Raw genomic sequence first — 15,297 nt, forward strand, 5'->3', positions numbered from 1 at the left:
ACGGCTAGGTTTGATCGACGGCTCGTTCAGACGGGCCGGCGAGATCGGTTTTCACAAGACTCAGTTCCGGCGCGAGCCGGGGGAGCAAGAGACCATGACCAAGGAACGGTTCTGGGTTGTCGGCGGGGAGTACAGCTGCCTCGCCTTCACCAAGCTGAAGAACGGCGCGCCCCAGGTGCTGGGGCCGTACGAGAGCCGCGACGAAGCCAAGCAGGCGTGGGCGAAGGTGTCCGAAGAGACCCGCAGCCAGGCCACCATGCGCTTCGCCATCGCCTCCGAGCAGCTCGTACTGCCGGCCTAGGGCCATCCTTGAGTCACGGGACCTCGCGTCCAGTTGTCTCTCCTTGAGCCCGTCCCGTTCTTCGGGGTGGGGCGGGCTCACTTTTTGAGTTCTTGCCGCGGCGGCCAGCCCCGCGGACACGGCATCCGGGACCTCCGAAAGGGGGGCGGATAGGGTGACGGGCGGGGAAGCTTGTATTCGGTCGCTTCCCTGCCCCGATCACCACCGGCGCGCATCCGGCGCACACGAAAAAGGGCGTCCCTCGCGGGACGCCCTTTCGCGTTGGATGCTCGGCCGCGGGCCTACTTCTTGACCCAGGCGCCGCCGGCGTCCTGGTAGAAGTCGCCCGGACGCAGCTTGCCCTGAACCACGGTGCGGAAGGCCGAGGCGCCGGCCGCCGTAGGACTGACGCCGTTCTGCGTCGCGGCCTGGGCGTAGAGCTGGCGGCGGCCGGCGTTGATCTCGGCCACGGCGGCGCGGACGTCGGCGCTGGCCGCGCCGGCGTTGACGAAGCCGAGGAAGCCGTCGTTCTGCTCGCCGACCACCCCCTGGGCCTTGGCCGCATCGACCGCGGCCTTGGCGGCCGCCGGATCGGCATGGGCCGCGCCGGCCAGCGAGAGCGTCACGACCACGGCGGCCACAGGCGCCATCAGATTGCGAAAGGTCATGCTCATTCCCCTTAGAACAGGTTCGGATTCTGCTTGATCAGCGCCTTGACGTCGTCGTCCAGGCGCAGCCGGACATCGGCGTCCAGCTTGGCGTAGATCGAGATCGGCGCCACCTCGACCCGCACGGTCGGCGTGCAGGCGCTGGTTAGGGCCGCTCCGGCCAGGACCGCCACGGCTGGCAGGGTTCTCATCATATGGTGGTCTCCAAATTCACAGCCAAGGTGGATCATTCCGGCTGAACGGCTTGTGAACCGCGCAACGCCTGATACTCGCCGAAGTCCTTCAGGATCTGATCGAGATTCAAGCTGGTATCCAGCGTCAAGTCGACCTTGGTGCCCGACGGCAGCGGCAGCGACCGGTTGAGGAAGTTGCGGCGGATCAGGTCCATCAGGGTCAGGCGGATTTCCTGCTTCTGCGGCGGGGTGTGCTCGCCCTTCAGCCGCATGAGCACGCCCAGCCGCCCGTTCTCCAGGCTGTTGACCTCGGCGTCGAGGGTGTCGAAGGCCAGATGCTCCATGGCCTGATAGGCGAACTCGCTGAAGGCGTTGACCTCGCCAGTCTCAGTCGCGACCGGCGCGACCGGAACCGTCGGCGCGCCTTCGACCGCCGCGCCGACCACCTCGCCGCCCTGCGCCGCCACCGGCACCAGCGCCTCGCGCAGGATCGACAGCCGGCCCGGCTCGATGGCGCGCAGGCGCCCGGCGGCGACCCGCACGCCCTCCGGACGCACCTCGAACGGCACCCTGCCGGTCAGCCGCGCCTCCAGGTCGACCCGGTCGCCGAAGGGCGAGGCCTCGACCAGCTCCTTGACCTGCACGCCCTCGATATTGAGCACGCCCGACCACGGCTCGCCGGGCTTGAACGGCACGCGGAACGGCTCGAATGACAGCGTCCCGCCGCCCATGGCCAGCCGCGCGCCGCCGACGCTCACCGCGTCGGGATCCAGGCCGAAGACGACATCGACGTCGGTCAGCGGCACGAGGCTGTTGATCGCCTGCGCCCTCAGCACCTGCCCCGGCGCGGCGGTCAGCGGGATCAGGCTGTCGAATTCGGCCCGCCCAGCGAGCCCCTGCACCGGCCCCATCGGGCTGACGAAATCCATCCGCTCGACGTTCAGCGTCCCGTGGCTGGTCGAGCTGCCCGGCGCCCAGGCGATCTGCCCGTCGAAGCGGGCCCGTCCGTTGGCCGGCGAGGCGACGATCGCCGCCAGCGGCGACAGGCCGACCGGCTGCAGCCCGCCGTCCTCGAACGTCAGCATGCCGGTGTCGAAGGCCAGCACCCCGCGCCCGTCGGCGCCGTGTCGCAGATCGCCGGCCGCCAACCGGCGCCCGGCGAGGTCGGTCAGCGCGAAGTCCGCGGTCCAGCCGCCGTTCCGGGCCCGGGCCTGGCCGCTGGCGCGCACCGGGTGGAAGCGGGTGTCGGCGGCGGTGTCGTCCAGCCGTGCGGCGGCGACCGCGACCTGGCCGTTGATCGCTGCGCCGGCGCCGGAGAGGTCGACGGGGCCGGCGGCCTGCGAGAGGCGCGCCTCCAGGAACGGCAGCTCGGCCGCAACGCCCCGCGCCTGGCCCCGCACCCGCCAGCCGCCGTCCTTCAGGCTCAGCAGCGGCGCGCCCGGCGTCGGGCAGAACTCGCCGGCGGCCTTTTCCAGGTCGCTGTCGCCGAGCTCGACATGGCCGGCGCTCAGGCTCATGCAGCGCGCGGCGACGAACGCGACGCCGCCGGCGGCGATCCGCACCTCTCCCGCCGCATCGAGGCTGGCCTGGCTGACCGGGGCGAAGCCGCCCTTGGCCTGCAACGCCGCAGTCGCCACGATCCCGTCCTTCGTCAGCCGGTAGCGCGACACCGCCAGGCTCGCCTCAGGCAGCCCGCCGCCGCGGACCAGCACGTCGAAGCCGCCGGCGCCGTCCGCATAGATCGGCCGTCCCGAGGCCTGGGAGAGTTTGAGCTCGCCGCCGCTGGCGGTGCGGACCACCGCCGGCTGCCCCAGGCCGACCGAAACGCCGTCGCGCGAGGCGTTGAGCGCGATCGAACTGGCGGTCAGCTGGAAGTCGGCCAGCGCCCGCTTGAGCGCCGCGGTCTCGGCCGGATCGCTCGCCGCGACCGGCCCCAGGCCCGACCAGCCGCCGCGCGAGGCCAGCGCCCCGCGCAGCGCAAGGTCCACGCGCTTGCCGTCAAACGCCGCCAGCCCGCCGAACTCGCCGCGGGCATCGCTGAGCCGGATGTCGCCGCCGCTCGCCCGGTCGGCCGCGAGGCGGCTGCTGATCTCGGCCGAGACCACGTCGCCCGCCGCGCGCGTCCATCGCACGTCGCCCAGCGAGGCTTGCCCCGTGAGGCCCGCCAGGGTGAAGCCGGCCACCTGGCCGCCGCGCGCGCCGACCTGCAGGTCGCCGTCGCCTTCCAGCACCAGGGTCTCGATCCAGCCACGGGTCGCGCCGTCGAAATTGGCGACCAGCCGCATCTCGTCCAGGCCGTCCTGCCCGAGGGTCGCGCGGGCGGCCGAGGCCTCCAGCCGCGCCATCACCCGCCCCTCGCCGCGCTTGCGCACGGTGTCGGGATAGGGCCCCTGGACCGACAGCCGCACGCGGCCGCCCTGCGCCTTGAACCCTTGCGCCTCCAGCGCCTCGACCGGCGCCGTCAGCAGCAGGTCGACCCGGCCGCGCGTGGTCGCCAGCCGCAGGCTGACCTCGCCCAGCCGCGCGGCGAGGCCCTCGCCCTTCAGCGCCGCGGGATCGAGCTGCGCGTCCATCGCCATCAGCCGCCCGTCGGCCAGCCGCGCGTCGGCCCGCGCTTTCAGCAGTCCGTAGTCGGTGTCGAGCCGCACGACCCCGCGATGGATCTCCACCCGCGGCTGCGGCCCTTCCGGCTTGGGCGGGCGGCTGGTGAATTCCTCGATCAGCGGGTCGAGCGTGCCGAGCTTGAGCTTGCCGTCACGGAACACGCCCTTGACCACCGGGCGGTAGAGCTTGACCGAGGTGACCCGCACGCCCGGCGCCTCGCCCGACCAGAAGCCGGTGAAGCCGTAGCGGACCTCGACCCGCTCGACCGAAACGTCGGGGTCCATCTCAGGGCCCGCGCGCACCCGCGCCGTGAAGCCGCCGAACTCGAACTCGCGGAACTGGACGTCGGCGGGCACGCCGCGCGATTCCAGCCAGCCGACCAGCAGCTCGCGGGCGATGGCGCGCCGCGTCAGATAGACCACGCCGCCGACCACGACGGCCACGATCACCCCGGCGGCCATGATCGTATGGACCCGGCGCCATCTGCGCCGGGCCGCCCGTGACGGCGGGTTAGTTTCGGACTCGGTCAAACGCGACGCCTGCTGCTCACCAGCAGTTGATAACGCAAAACCGTCGAAAGCGTGGCCGTCTGCTGGAAGTTTACAGGCCCCCGGTGCTGGCCAGGGCCACGCCGCCGTCCACCGCGATGGTCTCGCCGACCACATAGTCGCCGGCCCGGCTGGCCAGGTAGATCGCCGCGGCGGCCATGTCCTCGTCGCGGCCGATGCGGCGTGAGGGGATGCGCTTGGCGATTTCGTCGCCCTGGTCGCGGGCCACGCGGTTCATCTCCGAGGCGAAGGCGCCGGGCGCGATGCCGGTGACGTTGATGGAGTCCTTGATCAGCTCGGCGGCGATCCGGCGGGTCAGGTAGATCAGGCCCGACTTCGAAGCATGATAGGAATAGGTCTCCTGCGGGTTCAGGCGGATGCCGTCGATCGAGCAGATGTTGATGACCTTGGCCGGTTGGTCATGGCTAGCGGCGGCCTTCAGGGCGCCGTGCAGAGCCTGGGTCAGGAAGAACGGCGATTTCAGGTTCAGGTCGACGACCTTGTCCCAGCCGCTCTCGGGGAACTCATCGAAGGGCGCGCCCCAGGCCGCGCCGGCGTTGTTGACCAGGATGTCGAGCTTCGGCTCGGCGTCGGTCAGGCGTTTGGCGAGCGCCTTGCACCCCTCCACCGTCGAGACGTCCTGCGGCAGCGAGATGCAGCGCTCGCCGAGTTCGGCGGCGGTCTCGTCGCAGGCGGCCGGCTTGCGCGAGGAGATGTAGACGCGCGCCGCGCCCGCCTCGAGGAAGCCCTTGGCGATCATCTTGCCGATGCCGCGCGAGCCGCCGGTGACGAGGGCCACGCGGCCTTCCAGCGAGAACAGTCCCTGAGCCATGACTTGCTTCCCCTAAGGTGATGTCTTTAAGGCCTGATAGACCGCCGTTCGGCGCTCGAAAACCCTACGGATTTTTGACTCGCGCCGGCCAAGCGGGGCCTGTAAACAACCGTTTGAATCCAAGGGCGGCCACGCCACGAGCCGTCCCTCCCCAAGCAATCGAGGATGCGCCACATGGCCGAGATCAATTCGGTGACCGACCTCTCGCTCGACGGCGACGTCGCTGTCATCACGCTCAACTCTCCCCCGGTGAACGCCCTGTCGGCCAAGGTGCGCGAAGGCCTCTACGAGGGCTTCAAGGCCGCCATCGCCAACGACGCGGCCAAGGCCATCGTGCTGATCTGCGAAGGCCGCACCTTCATCGCCGGGGCCGACATCACCGAGTTCGGCGGCGCCATGGCCGGCCCCTCGCTGTTCGACGTCCAGGAGATGATGGAGAACTCGCCCAAGCCGGTGATCGCCGCGATCCACGGCACCGCCCTGGGCGGCGGGCTGGAAGTGGCGCTGTGCGCCCACTACCGCGTCGCCGTTCCGTCGGCGAAGTTCGGCCTGCCGGAAGTGAACCTCGGCCTGCTGCCGGGCGCCGGCGGCACCCAGCGCCTGCCGCGCGTGGCGGGCGTGGAGAAGGCCCTGGAGATGATGACCTCGGGTCGTCACGCCCCGGCCAAGGAAGCCCTGGCCATGGGCCTGGTCGACGAGCTGGAAGACGAAGGCAAGCTGAAGGAAGGCGCGATCGCTTTCGCCCGCAAGGCCGTGGCCGAGAACAAGCCGCTGGTGAAGGTCCGCGAGAACAACGCCAAGCTCGAAGCCGCCAAGGGCAAGCCCGAGATCTTCGCCGACTTCCGCAAGGCCAACGCCCGCAAGTTCCGCGGCTTCCTGGCCCCGGAATACAACATCCGCTGCATCGAGGCGGCGGTGAACCTGCCCTGGGACGAGGCCATCAAGGTCGAGCGCAAGCTGTTCGGCGAACTGATGACCGGCCCGCAGTCGGCCGCCCAGCGCTACTCGTTCTTCGCCGAACGCACCGCCCAGAAGATCCCGGACGTGCCGGACGACACCCCGCTGATCCCGATCAAGAAGGTCGGCATCATCGGCGCCGGCACCATGGGCGGCGGCATCGCCATGAACTTCGCCAACGCCGGCATCCCGGTGGTGATCGTCGAGCAGAAGCAGGAGCCGCTGGACCGCGGCCTGGCCACCATCCGCAAGAACTACGAGCGCACCGCTTCGCGCGGCGGCCTGACCGCGGCCCAGGTCGAGGAGCGCTGCGCGCTGATCACCGGCTCGCTGTCGATGGAAGACAGCTTCAAGGACGTCGACCTGGTGATCGAGGCCGTCTTCGAGCGGATGGACATCAAGAAGGACATCTTCACCAAGCTCGACGCGATCTGTAAGCCCGGCGCCATCCTGGCCACCAACACCTCGGGCCTGGACATCGACGAGATCGCCTCGGTCACCAAGCGTCCGGAAAGCGTCATCGGCCTGCACTTCTTCTCGCCGGCCAACGTGATGAAGCTGCTGGAGATCGTCCGCGCCGATCACACCTCCAAGGAAGTGATCGCCACCTCGATGAAGCTGGCCAAGCAGATCGGCAAGGTCGCCGTGCTGGTCGGCGTCTGCCCCGGCTTCGTCGGCAACCGCATCCTGGGCGCCCGCCAGCGCGAGGCCCAAAAGCTGGTCATGGAAGGGGCGATGCCCTGGGATATCGACCGCGTGCTCTACGACTTCGGCTTCCCCATGGGTCCGTTCGCGATGAGCGACCTGGCCGGCCTCGATATCGGTTGGGTGAAGGAAAAGTCGAACGGCGCGACCATCCGTGACGTGCTCTGCGAGGCTGACCGCCGCGGCCAGAAGACCGGCGCCGGCTACTACGACTACGACGAGAACCGCGTCGCCAAGCCGAGCCCGTTCACCGAGAAGGTGATCAACGACTTCATCGTCAAGTCGGGCGCCAACCCGCGCAAGATCAGCGACGAGGAAATCCTCGAGCGCTGCATCTTCCCGATGATCAACGAGGGCGTGAAGATCCTCGAAGAGGGCAAGGCCATCCGCGCCAGCGACGTCGATGTGGTCTGGCAGAACGGCTACGGCTGGCCGGTCTACCGCGGCGGCCCGATGCACTACGGCGACCAGGTCGGTCCGGCCAAGGTCCTCGCCAAGATGAAGGAATTCCAAGCCACCATGGGCGACCAGTTCAAGCCGGCCGCGCTCCTGGAAAAGCTTGTCGCTGAAAACAAGAAGTTCGCCGACCTCTAAGGCGACGTCGATCTGAAGCCCGCCCCCGGCGTCCGCGCCGGGGGTGAGCAGGACTCCCCTCCCAACTCGTTAGGATGCACTCCAATGCGTGAAGCCGTCATCGTCTCCACCGCCCGCACCCCGATCGGCAAGGCCTATCGCGGCGCCTTCAACAACACCTACGGCGCGACCCTCGCCGGTCACTCGATCGCCGCCGTCGTCGAGCGCGCGGGCGTCGACCCGGCCGAGATCGACGACGTCGTCTTCGGCTGCGCCCTGGAGCAAGGCACCACCGGCAACAACATCGCCCGCCAGGCCGCCCTGCGCGCCGGCCTGCCGGTCAACGTCTCGGGCATGACGCTCGACCGCCAGTGCTCGTCGGGCCTGATGGCGATCGCCACTGCGGCGAAGTACATCATCAACGACGGCGCCCCGATCGCCATCGGCGGCGGCGTGGAGTCGATCTCGCTCGTCCAGAACGACAAGATGAACCGCTTCATGGCCGGCGACCCGTGGCTCGGCCAGCACGTGCCGGCGCTGGCGACCTCGATGATCGAGACCGCCGAAGTCGTCGCCGAGCGTTACGGCGTCAGCCGTGAGGCCCAGGACGAGTACGCCCTGCAGTCGCAGCAGCGCACCGCCCAGGCCCAGGCCGAAGGCCGCTTCACCGCCGAGATCGCGCCGATGACGACGATCATGAAGGTGCTGGTGAACAAGGAAACCGGCGAAACCGCCGACAAGGAAATCACCATCGGCATGGACGAGGGCAACCGCCCGCAGACCACCCTGGCCGACTTGCAGAAGCTGAACCCGGTGTTCAAGGGCGGCCGCTTCGCCCCGGAAGGCAAGTTCATCACCGCCGGCAACGCCAGCCAGCTGTCGGACGGCTCGGCCGCCGTGCTGATGATGGAACGCAAGGAAGCCGAAAAGCGCGGCCTGACCCCGCTCGGCGCCTACCGCGGCATGGCCGTGGCCGGCTGCGGCCCGGAAGAAATGGGCATCGGCCCGGTGTTCGCGATCCCGAAGCTGCTGGAGCGCAACGGCCTGACCGTCGACGACATCGACCTGTGGGAGCTGAACGAGGCCTTCGCCAGCCAAGTCCTGTACTGCCGTGACAAGCTGGGCATCCCGAACGAGAAGCTGAACGTCTCGGGCGGCTCGATCTCGATCGGCCACCCCTACGGCATGACCGGCGCCCGCTGCACCGGCCACGTCCTGCACGAAGGCAAGCGTCGCGGGGCCAAGTGGGGCGTCGTCACCATGTGCGTCGGCGGCGGCATGGGCGCGGCCGGCCTCTTCGAAATCTTCTAAGAGGACGGAAAGCCGCGCCCATCATCAGGGAGTCGCCGAAATCGCTCGGCGATTTCGGTGGGGCGCGGCCGGCCTCTTCGAAATCTTCTAAGAGGACGGTCGACCAAGACTGCAGAAGGGCCGCTCCCCGGGGGGGCGGCCTTTTTTCGTGGCCGGCGGGTGATCGAATACCCGCCAGCGGAGGCGCGTACGCCCCGCCCGCCGGGCGGGAATGTCGCGCGGGCGGGCTATTCACGCTAGGGTGGCGCGGGGCTCCTAGAGGGCCTCGCCTGGACCCAACCCTTAATGATCCTCTTCGCCTCGGCTGTCGTGCTCCTCCTGCTGGTGCTGAACGGCCTCTTCGCCATGTCCGAACTGGCGGTCGTTTCTTCCCGTCGAGCCAAGCTGCAGGCCCGCGCCGAGCGCGGCGACAAGGGGGCCGCGGCGGCCCTCCGGCTCTCGGAAAACCCCACGCGCTTCCTCGCCGCGGTGCAGGTCGGGATCACCCTGATCGGCATTCTCTCGGGCGCTTATGGCCAAGCGACCATCGCCGCCGAACTCGACCACATGCTGGAGACGATCCCGGCCCTGCACGACTATTCGGAGCTGATCTCCACGGCCATCGTCGTCGTGGTCATCACCTATCTCTCGCTGATCGTCGGCGAGCTGGTGCCCAAGCGTTTCGCCATGGTGTTCCCCGAGACCATCGCTTCACTGGTCGCGCGCCCGCTGACGCTGCTGGCCAAGTTGATGGGCCCGTTCGTGACGCTGCTGACCGCCTCGACGGTCGGCGTCCTGCGCCTGCTCGGCATCCGTGACGAGAAGGGCGAGCAGATCACCCACGAGGAGGTCGAGACGGTCCTGGCCGAGGGCGCCAGCGCCGGCCTGATCGAACCCGAGGAACAGGCGATGATCGGCGAGGTGCTGCGCCTGGGCGACCGCCAGGTGCGGGTGGCCATGACCCCGCGCCGCGACATCTACTGGATCTCGCTGTCCGACACCCACGAGCAACAGCTGGCCGACATCCGCGCCTGCCCCTATTCGCGCATCGTCGTCACCGAAGGCGCCGACGTCGAGGAGCCGGTCGGCGTGATCCACAAGAAGGACGTGCTAGACGCAATCCTCGACGGCAAGAAGCCGGACATCTCGGCCCTGATGGCGACCCCGATCTACCTGGTCGAGACCACCTCGCTGCTGCGGGCGCTGGAGCTGCTCAAGCAGACCCCGCTGCACATGGCCCTGGTGGTCGACGAGTTCGGCGCCCTGGAGGGCGTGGTCACCCCGACCGACCTGCTGGAAATCATCGCCGGCGACTTCGACGAGGCGCACGACGCGGCCACCCCCGAAGCGATCATCAAGCGCGAGGACGGCAGCTACCTGGTCGACGGCCGCGCCGAGGTCGATGACCTGGCCAAGGCGCTGGACGCCGACTTCACTGAGACCAGCCAGTTCCACACCGTCGCCGGCCTGGTGCTGCATGAGATCGGCCGCCTGCCGACCGAGGGCGACGTGTTCGAGATCGCCGGCTTCCGGGTCGAGGTCATCGACATGGACGACCGCCGCATCGACAAGCTGCTGTTCACCCCGCCGGCCGATCCCGACGGCCCCAGCCTGAGCGACATACTCTCGTCCTGACCCGCGCCGGGCCCCCGCCGACGCCGTTGCGCGACGTCTGGACGCAGGCTGACAGTCAAGCTCGGCAACCCTTCCTCAACCCTGTGCGCGTGGAGTGTCCGGCGCGGGGTGGGCCTCTTTGGATTGGGAGGGGTCCGATATGGACAAGGGTTTCAAGCGCGGCCTGGCGGCCGCGGCGCTGCTCGTGCTGGCGGCGTGCGCGAGCACGCCGGTCTCCAAAGGCGGCGGCGGACCGGCCAGCGCCCAGGTCGACCGGCGGCTGGAGACCCAGGCCGCAGCGTTCGAGAGCTTCATGCGCAACGCCCGCGGCATCGACGCGACGTTCGCCAACCCTGCGGCGGTGGCTGAAGGCCTGCGCATCGGCTCGGGCTACGAGCCCAAGCAGCTCGAGGCCGGCATGGTCGCCTATGCGGCCCTCGCCGCCCTGCAGGAGCCGAAGTTCGTGGCCGGGGTGCGCAAGGCCGCGCAGGACAAGTCGGGCAAGGGACTGGCGGCGCGCCTGGCCGCGCGGCCCGACCTGGCTGCGAGCCTGCCGGGCGCCGACGCCGGAGCCGCCCGCGCCAGCGCCGCGCTCTATCGCCAGGGCGAGGCCCTGGAGGCCAGCGGCAAGCGCGTGAAAAAGGCCTCCTACGACATCCAGCGCCAGGCGTGGGCCAAGGTGTTCGTGCCCGACGCCAGGGCGCGGCTGACCCGGGTCAAGCAGATCTCCAGCGCCGGCTACCGGCCGGCCGGCGGCGACCAGGCCCAGCTCTATTCGACCCTGGCCCAGGGCGGCAAACGTGGCGGCGCAGCCAGCCCCGTGGTCTCGCGCGGACTGGCGGTCGCGGCCCTGAGCGTGATGGGCGAGAGCGGCCGCGCCGGAGCGCTGATGAGCGAGCCGCGCAGCGGCATGTGCGTGCGCGTGGCCAAGCTCAACCTCTACCAGTGCCTGGCGGCGGCCGGCCCCTACTACGAGGACATCTACTGCCTGGCCCAGCACGCCATGCTGGAACCGGCCGGATGCGCGACCGACGCCGTGCGGCCGATCCGCACGGCGCAGCGTTGAGCGATTTCCCGCCCCACATCTGTCGAAGTCCGAGCTAAATTGGCGCGCGCGCCGCGGCGGCGCGGGAGAGCCAGATGTCCGAGCGCGACCAGAACGACAACCCGTTCATCCGATCCAGCCCCTGGGGCCGGGCGAAGGGAGCGGCGCCGTTCGGCTATGCGCTGACACCGGGCCAGAGCGCCGGCGAGCCCCAGCCGGGCGCGCCGCAACCTGCCCCGCAACCCGCGCCTGAACCCCGCCCCGCCCCGCGCCCGGCGGTGCAGACCCCGACCGCCCGGCCCAGCGTCGCGCCGCAGGGCGGCATCCTGGCCGGCGGTTCGCTGGTTCCGCGCAGCCCCGCTCAACCGGCCGCCGCCGCCCAGCAGCCGCTCCGGGGCCCGCGCCCGGCCTTCGTCACGCCGATCGGCCAGCCGCCGGCTCGCGCCCCGGTTCCCCAGGCGCCGATCGTTCCCGGTCCGGTCGCGTCGGGGCCGCTCGCCGCCGGCTCCAGCACCGCCCGCCCGCCGCAGTCCAATCCGCGTCCGGCCCCGAGCCCGGCCCCGACCGTCGCCGAGGTCCTGCCCCCGAGGCCGGCGGCGAGCATCGAGCCCGAGCTGGCCCTGGCGCCGTCACGCCCGGCCTCGGCCCGCAAGTCCTCGCCGCTGCCGCTGATCGTCGGCGGCGCCGTGGCGGTCGCCGCCGCGGCCGCAGCCGCCTTCGTGCTGATGCGCCCCGAAACGCCGCCCGCCCCCGAAGCGCCGCAGGTCGAGGCCGCGGCCCCGACCGCGGTCGAGCCCCCCGCCCCGCAAACCATCGCCCCGGAAACTGTCACCCCGCCTGCAGCCGCCGAGGCGCCGGCCATGCGGCCGGCCGCGCAGGCTCCGGCCCCGAAGGCGGCGACCGCGGCGCCGGCCGCGAAGCCCCCAGCTTCGACGGCGCCCTCCGCCAAGGCCGCTGCGCCGAAGTCCGCCGCCGAAGCGCCCGCGCCGGTGCTCAACGTGCCGGCCCCCGCGCCGGCGCCAGCGCCGTTGGTCCTGACCCCGCTGTCGCCGGCTCCGGCCGAGCCGCCGCTGACCCCGCGGCCGTCGGCGCCGCTGCCCACCGACCCCGACGCGCCGATGACGCTGAACCGCAACTGACGGAGCTTTCGCCCGGAGCGCTTGCGGCCTAAGCAGGACGCAACAGGGGGAACGCGCATGAAGACGCTGGGTCCGGACGAGATCGCACCGCTGCTGGACGGGCATGTGGACCTGCGCTGGCGGACGGAATCGCTGCAGCCGCTGCGCCTGCCGGTCGCCGAGCTCGGCTTCTACGACGCGTTCAATCGCTGGGTTGGCTCCTGCGCCACGGCCTGCCGCCTTCGTCTGCGCACCGCCTCGACCCGCCTTGGCCTACGCGGCGCTCAGCGGCTGCTCGACCAGTCGGTCGGCGGCGAGCGGCGCGGCGCCTACGACCTCTATGTCGACGGCGTGCTCCACGCCCGCGCCTGGGCGCAGGGCGGCGCGACCATCGATCTGGAGAAGGGCGCCTTTGTGGGCGACGAGGCCTTCAACCTGACGTTCGCGGGCCTGCCGGTCGGCGACAAGACCCTCGAACTCTGGCTGCCTCAGGCCGCCACCGTCTCGATCGCGGCCCTCGACTTGGACGACGGCGCGCAAGCCGCCCCGGTCGCCGACGGCCGTCCGCGCGTCATCTTCCACGGCAGCTCGATCACCCACTGCCTGGAAGCCGAGGGCGCCAGCGCCGGCTGGCCGGCGGTGGCCGCCGGCCTGGCCGGCGTCGATCACCAGAACCTTGGCTGGGCCGGCTCGTGCCTGCTGTCGGGCCAGGCCGCGCGGATCATCCGCGACGCTCGCGCCGACGCCATCGTCCTGAAGCTCGGGATCAACGTCCATCCCGAGGGCCAGCTCAAGGAACGGGCCTTCCTAGACTCCGCCCATGCGATGATCTCGATCATCCGCGAGAAGCATGCGGCCACGCCGATCCTGGTGGTCTCGCCGATCTATTCGCCGGGCCGCGAGGACCAAGGCTCCGGCGGCGGCCTGCCGCTGACCCGCATGCGCCAGCTGCTGGTCGACGTGGTCGCCGCCCGCCTCGCCGCCGGGGACGCGAACATCGGCTATCTCGACGGCCTGTCGCTGTTCGGGGCAGCCGACGCCGACCTGCTGCCCGACGACCTGCACCCAAACACCGAGGGCTACCGGCTGATGGGCGAGCGCTTCCACGCCCTCGCCCTCAGCGGCCCCAAGGCCCTGGTCAGACCCCCAGCAGCGCCTTGAGGTAGGGATTGAGCAGCCGCCCTTCCGGGTCCAGCCGCGCCCGCACCGCCAGGAAGTCGTTCCAGTTCGGATAGAGCAGCGCCAACTCGCGGGCCTTCAGACTGTGCAGCTTGCCCCAGTGCGGCCGCCCGCCGTGCTTCAGGAAGATCGGCTGGATCAGGTCGAACAGGAAGTCGTACTGGTCCTTGTAGTGACAGTGCACGGCGATGGAGCCGCGCGGCCCGCCCTGGAACGGCGACAGCCAGGCGTCGTCGGCGGCGATGCGCCGGACCTCGATCGGGAAGAAGACGTCCGGCCGATTGGCCTCGATGGTCTCCACGACCTCCTTCAGGGCGGCCAGATGGTTCTCCACGGGGATGTGGAACTCCATCTCGTTGAAGCGCACCGGCCGCTCGGTCGACAGCAGCTTCCAGCCCTCGTCGATCGCCTCCTCCGGCTTGGCCGAGCCGAGCAGCGCCTTGGCCGCGGCCTTGCGCAGCGGCGTCGAGAACCGGGTCAGGTTGCGCAGCTGCTTGAGAACTTCGAGGAAGGCGGTGTCGGTGTCGGGCCCGCGCGCCAGGGCTGGGGCGTCGGTCTCGTCGTGGGTGATGTTGGCCGCCAGATCGGTGAACGGGACGGCGTAGAACTCGTAGTTGCGATGCTGGGCCCAGCGCGTCTCGGCCTTGGCCAGGGTCTCTTCGAACGGTTCGACGAACACCTTGCGGTGCAGGCGGCGGTTGGCGCTGGTCGCCAGCCGGACCTGGGTGATCACGCCCAGCGCGCCCAGCGAGACGCGCGCGGCGTTGAAGACGTCGGCGTTCTGCGTCGCGTCGCAGTCGATCAGCTCGCCGGTCGCCGTCGCCAGTCGCAGCGCCGTGACGTCGCCGTGGATGGCCTTGATGGTCGCCCCGGTCCCATGGGTGGCGGTGCCCAGGCAGCCGCCCAGCGACTGCTTGTTGATGTCGGGCAGGTTGGCCATCGCCCGGCCGCGCTCGGCCAGGGCGGGACCGAGGGCGCCGAGCCGCATGCCGGCGCGGACCACCGGCTGGTCGCCCTCCCAACGCTCGATACCGGCCAGGCCGTCGAGGGTCATCAGGGTGCCGGACGTCGGGACCAGCCCGGTGAACGAGTGCCCAGCGCCGACCACCCGCACGGGCGCGGTCGAGGCCTTCAGCGCCTGCGCCACCTCGGCCTCGGACTTCGGCGCGCTGCGCACGGCCGGATAGGCATGCTCGATCCCCGACCAGTTGCGCCAGAGCAGGCGCTTGTTCGCGTCCAGGCTCGGCGGGGCCGGCGGCTCGGGCTTGTCGCGCACGGCGAGATAGACCCCGCCCCCGGCGGCGGCCAGCACCCCGGCCGAACCGGCGAGCAGGGCGGTGCGGCGGGAGATCACGACTTGCCCTCCTGGCCGGCCATGAAGCGGGTCAGGGCCTTGAAGTCGTCCGGCGTGCAGGCGGCGCATTGGCCCAGCGCCGGCATCGCCTTGTAGCCCTGCACCACGTGGTCGAGCAGCACGTCCTCGCCCTGCTTCCAGCGCGGGGCCCAGGCCTTGGCGTCATGCACCAACGGCGCGCCGGAATCGGCGACGACGTGGCAGGCCTTGCAGGAGTCGGCGTAGAGCTGGGCCAGCCGCGCATCGGCCGGGGCCAGGCTGGCGGGATCGGCGGGCGGCCCCGCCTTCGGCGAGCAGGCGGCCAGGATCAGGCCGAGGACGGCCAGGCAAGCAATCTTCTTCAAACGTCTCCCCCCA

General features: G+C 70.7%; 13 protein-coding genes. 7 read left to right on the forward strand and 6 right to left on the reverse strand.

The features are described from left to right. Positions 1-94: 94 nt before the first annotated feature. Complete coding sequence (locus O4N75_RS20395; protein WP_183776214.1) at positions 95-301, forward strand: hypothetical protein; 207 nt, start codon at positions 95-97, stop codon at positions 299-301. A gap of 281 nt (positions 302-582) precedes the next feature. On the opposite strand, the gene O4N75_RS20400 is transcribed toward O4N75_RS20395, so the two are convergent. From O4N75_RS20400 to O4N75_RS20415, 4 genes are all read right to left on the reverse strand, one after another. Continuing rightward, positions 583-948, reverse strand: coding sequence for a YdbL family protein (locus O4N75_RS20400; RefSeq protein WP_267234067.1), 366 nt, complete (start codon positions 946-948; stop codon positions 583-585). A gap of 11 nt (positions 949-959) precedes the next feature. Then, positions 960-1,142: a YnbE family lipoprotein gene (locus O4N75_RS20405; RefSeq protein ID WP_183776208.1), complete on the reverse strand. Its 183-nt coding sequence runs from the start codon at positions 1,140-1,142 to the stop codon at positions 960-962. Positions 1,143-1,174: 32 nt separating this feature from the next. Further along, positions 1,175-4,255: a YdbH domain-containing protein gene (locus O4N75_RS20410; RefSeq protein ID WP_269627233.1), complete on the reverse strand. Its 3,081-nt coding sequence runs from the start codon at positions 4,253-4,255 to the stop codon at positions 1,175-1,177. Between the two features lie 70 nt (positions 4,256-4,325). After that, on the reverse strand, positions 4,326-5,105 hold the full coding sequence (locus O4N75_RS20415) for an SDR family oxidoreductase (protein ID WP_269627234.1): 780 nt from the start codon (positions 5,103-5,105) through the stop codon (positions 4,326-4,328). Positions 5,106-5,279: 174 nt separating this feature from the next. Here O4N75_RS20415 and O4N75_RS20420 point away from each other — a divergent pair, with 174 nt between their 5' ends. From O4N75_RS20420 to O4N75_RS20445, 6 genes are all read left to right on the forward strand, one after another. After that, positions 5,280-7,361 (forward strand): 3-hydroxyacyl-CoA dehydrogenase NAD-binding domain-containing protein, encoded by a 2,082-nt coding sequence (locus O4N75_RS20420; protein WP_269627235.1) that lies wholly within the window; start codon positions 5,280-5,282, stop codon positions 7,359-7,361. 84 nt (positions 7,362-7,445) lie between these two features. Continuing rightward, positions 7,446-8,651, forward strand: a complete 1,206-nt coding sequence (locus O4N75_RS20425) for an acetyl-CoA C-acyltransferase (RefSeq protein WP_269627236.1) — start codon at positions 7,446-7,448, stop codon at positions 8,649-8,651. A 285-nt stretch (positions 8,652-8,936) separates the two neighbouring features. Further along, positions 8,937-10,265, forward strand: a complete 1,329-nt coding sequence (locus tag O4N75_RS20430) for a hemolysin family protein (RefSeq protein ID WP_269627237.1) — start codon at positions 8,937-8,939, stop codon at positions 10,263-10,265. Positions 10,266-10,404: 139 nt separating this feature from the next. Continuing rightward, positions 10,405-11,310: a hypothetical protein gene (locus tag O4N75_RS20435; protein ID WP_269627238.1), complete on the forward strand. Its 906-nt coding sequence runs from the start codon at positions 10,405-10,407 to the stop codon at positions 11,308-11,310. A gap of 74 nt (positions 11,311-11,384) precedes the next feature. Then, complete coding sequence (locus O4N75_RS20440) at positions 11,385-12,428, forward strand: hypothetical protein (protein ID WP_269627239.1); 1,044 nt, start codon at positions 11,385-11,387, stop codon at positions 12,426-12,428. Positions 12,429-12,485: 57 nt separating this feature from the next. Then, a complete protein-coding gene (locus tag O4N75_RS20445; protein WP_269627240.1) occupies positions 12,486-13,568 on the forward strand; it encodes a GDSL-type esterase/lipase family protein in 1,083 nt (360 codons plus the stop codon). Here the strand turns inward: O4N75_RS20445 and O4N75_RS20450 are convergent. Next, positions 13,546-14,940 (reverse strand): D-arabinono-1,4-lactone oxidase, encoded by a 1,395-nt coding sequence (locus tag O4N75_RS20450; RefSeq protein WP_269627241.1) that lies wholly within the window; start codon positions 14,938-14,940, stop codon positions 13,546-13,548. The genes O4N75_RS20445 and O4N75_RS20450 overlap by 23 nt on opposite strands. After that, positions 14,937-15,284 (reverse strand): c-type cytochrome, encoded by a 348-nt coding sequence (locus O4N75_RS20455; protein WP_269627242.1) that lies wholly within the window; start codon positions 15,282-15,284, stop codon positions 14,937-14,939. Before O4N75_RS20455 ends, O4N75_RS20450 begins: the two co-directional genes overlap by 4 nt. Positions 15,285-15,297 lie beyond the last annotated feature (13 nt).

It is taken from the genome of Phenylobacterium sp. NIBR 498073, assembly GCF_027286305.1.
GTDB lineage: Bacteria > Pseudomonadota > Alphaproteobacteria > Caulobacterales > Caulobacteraceae > Phenylobacterium.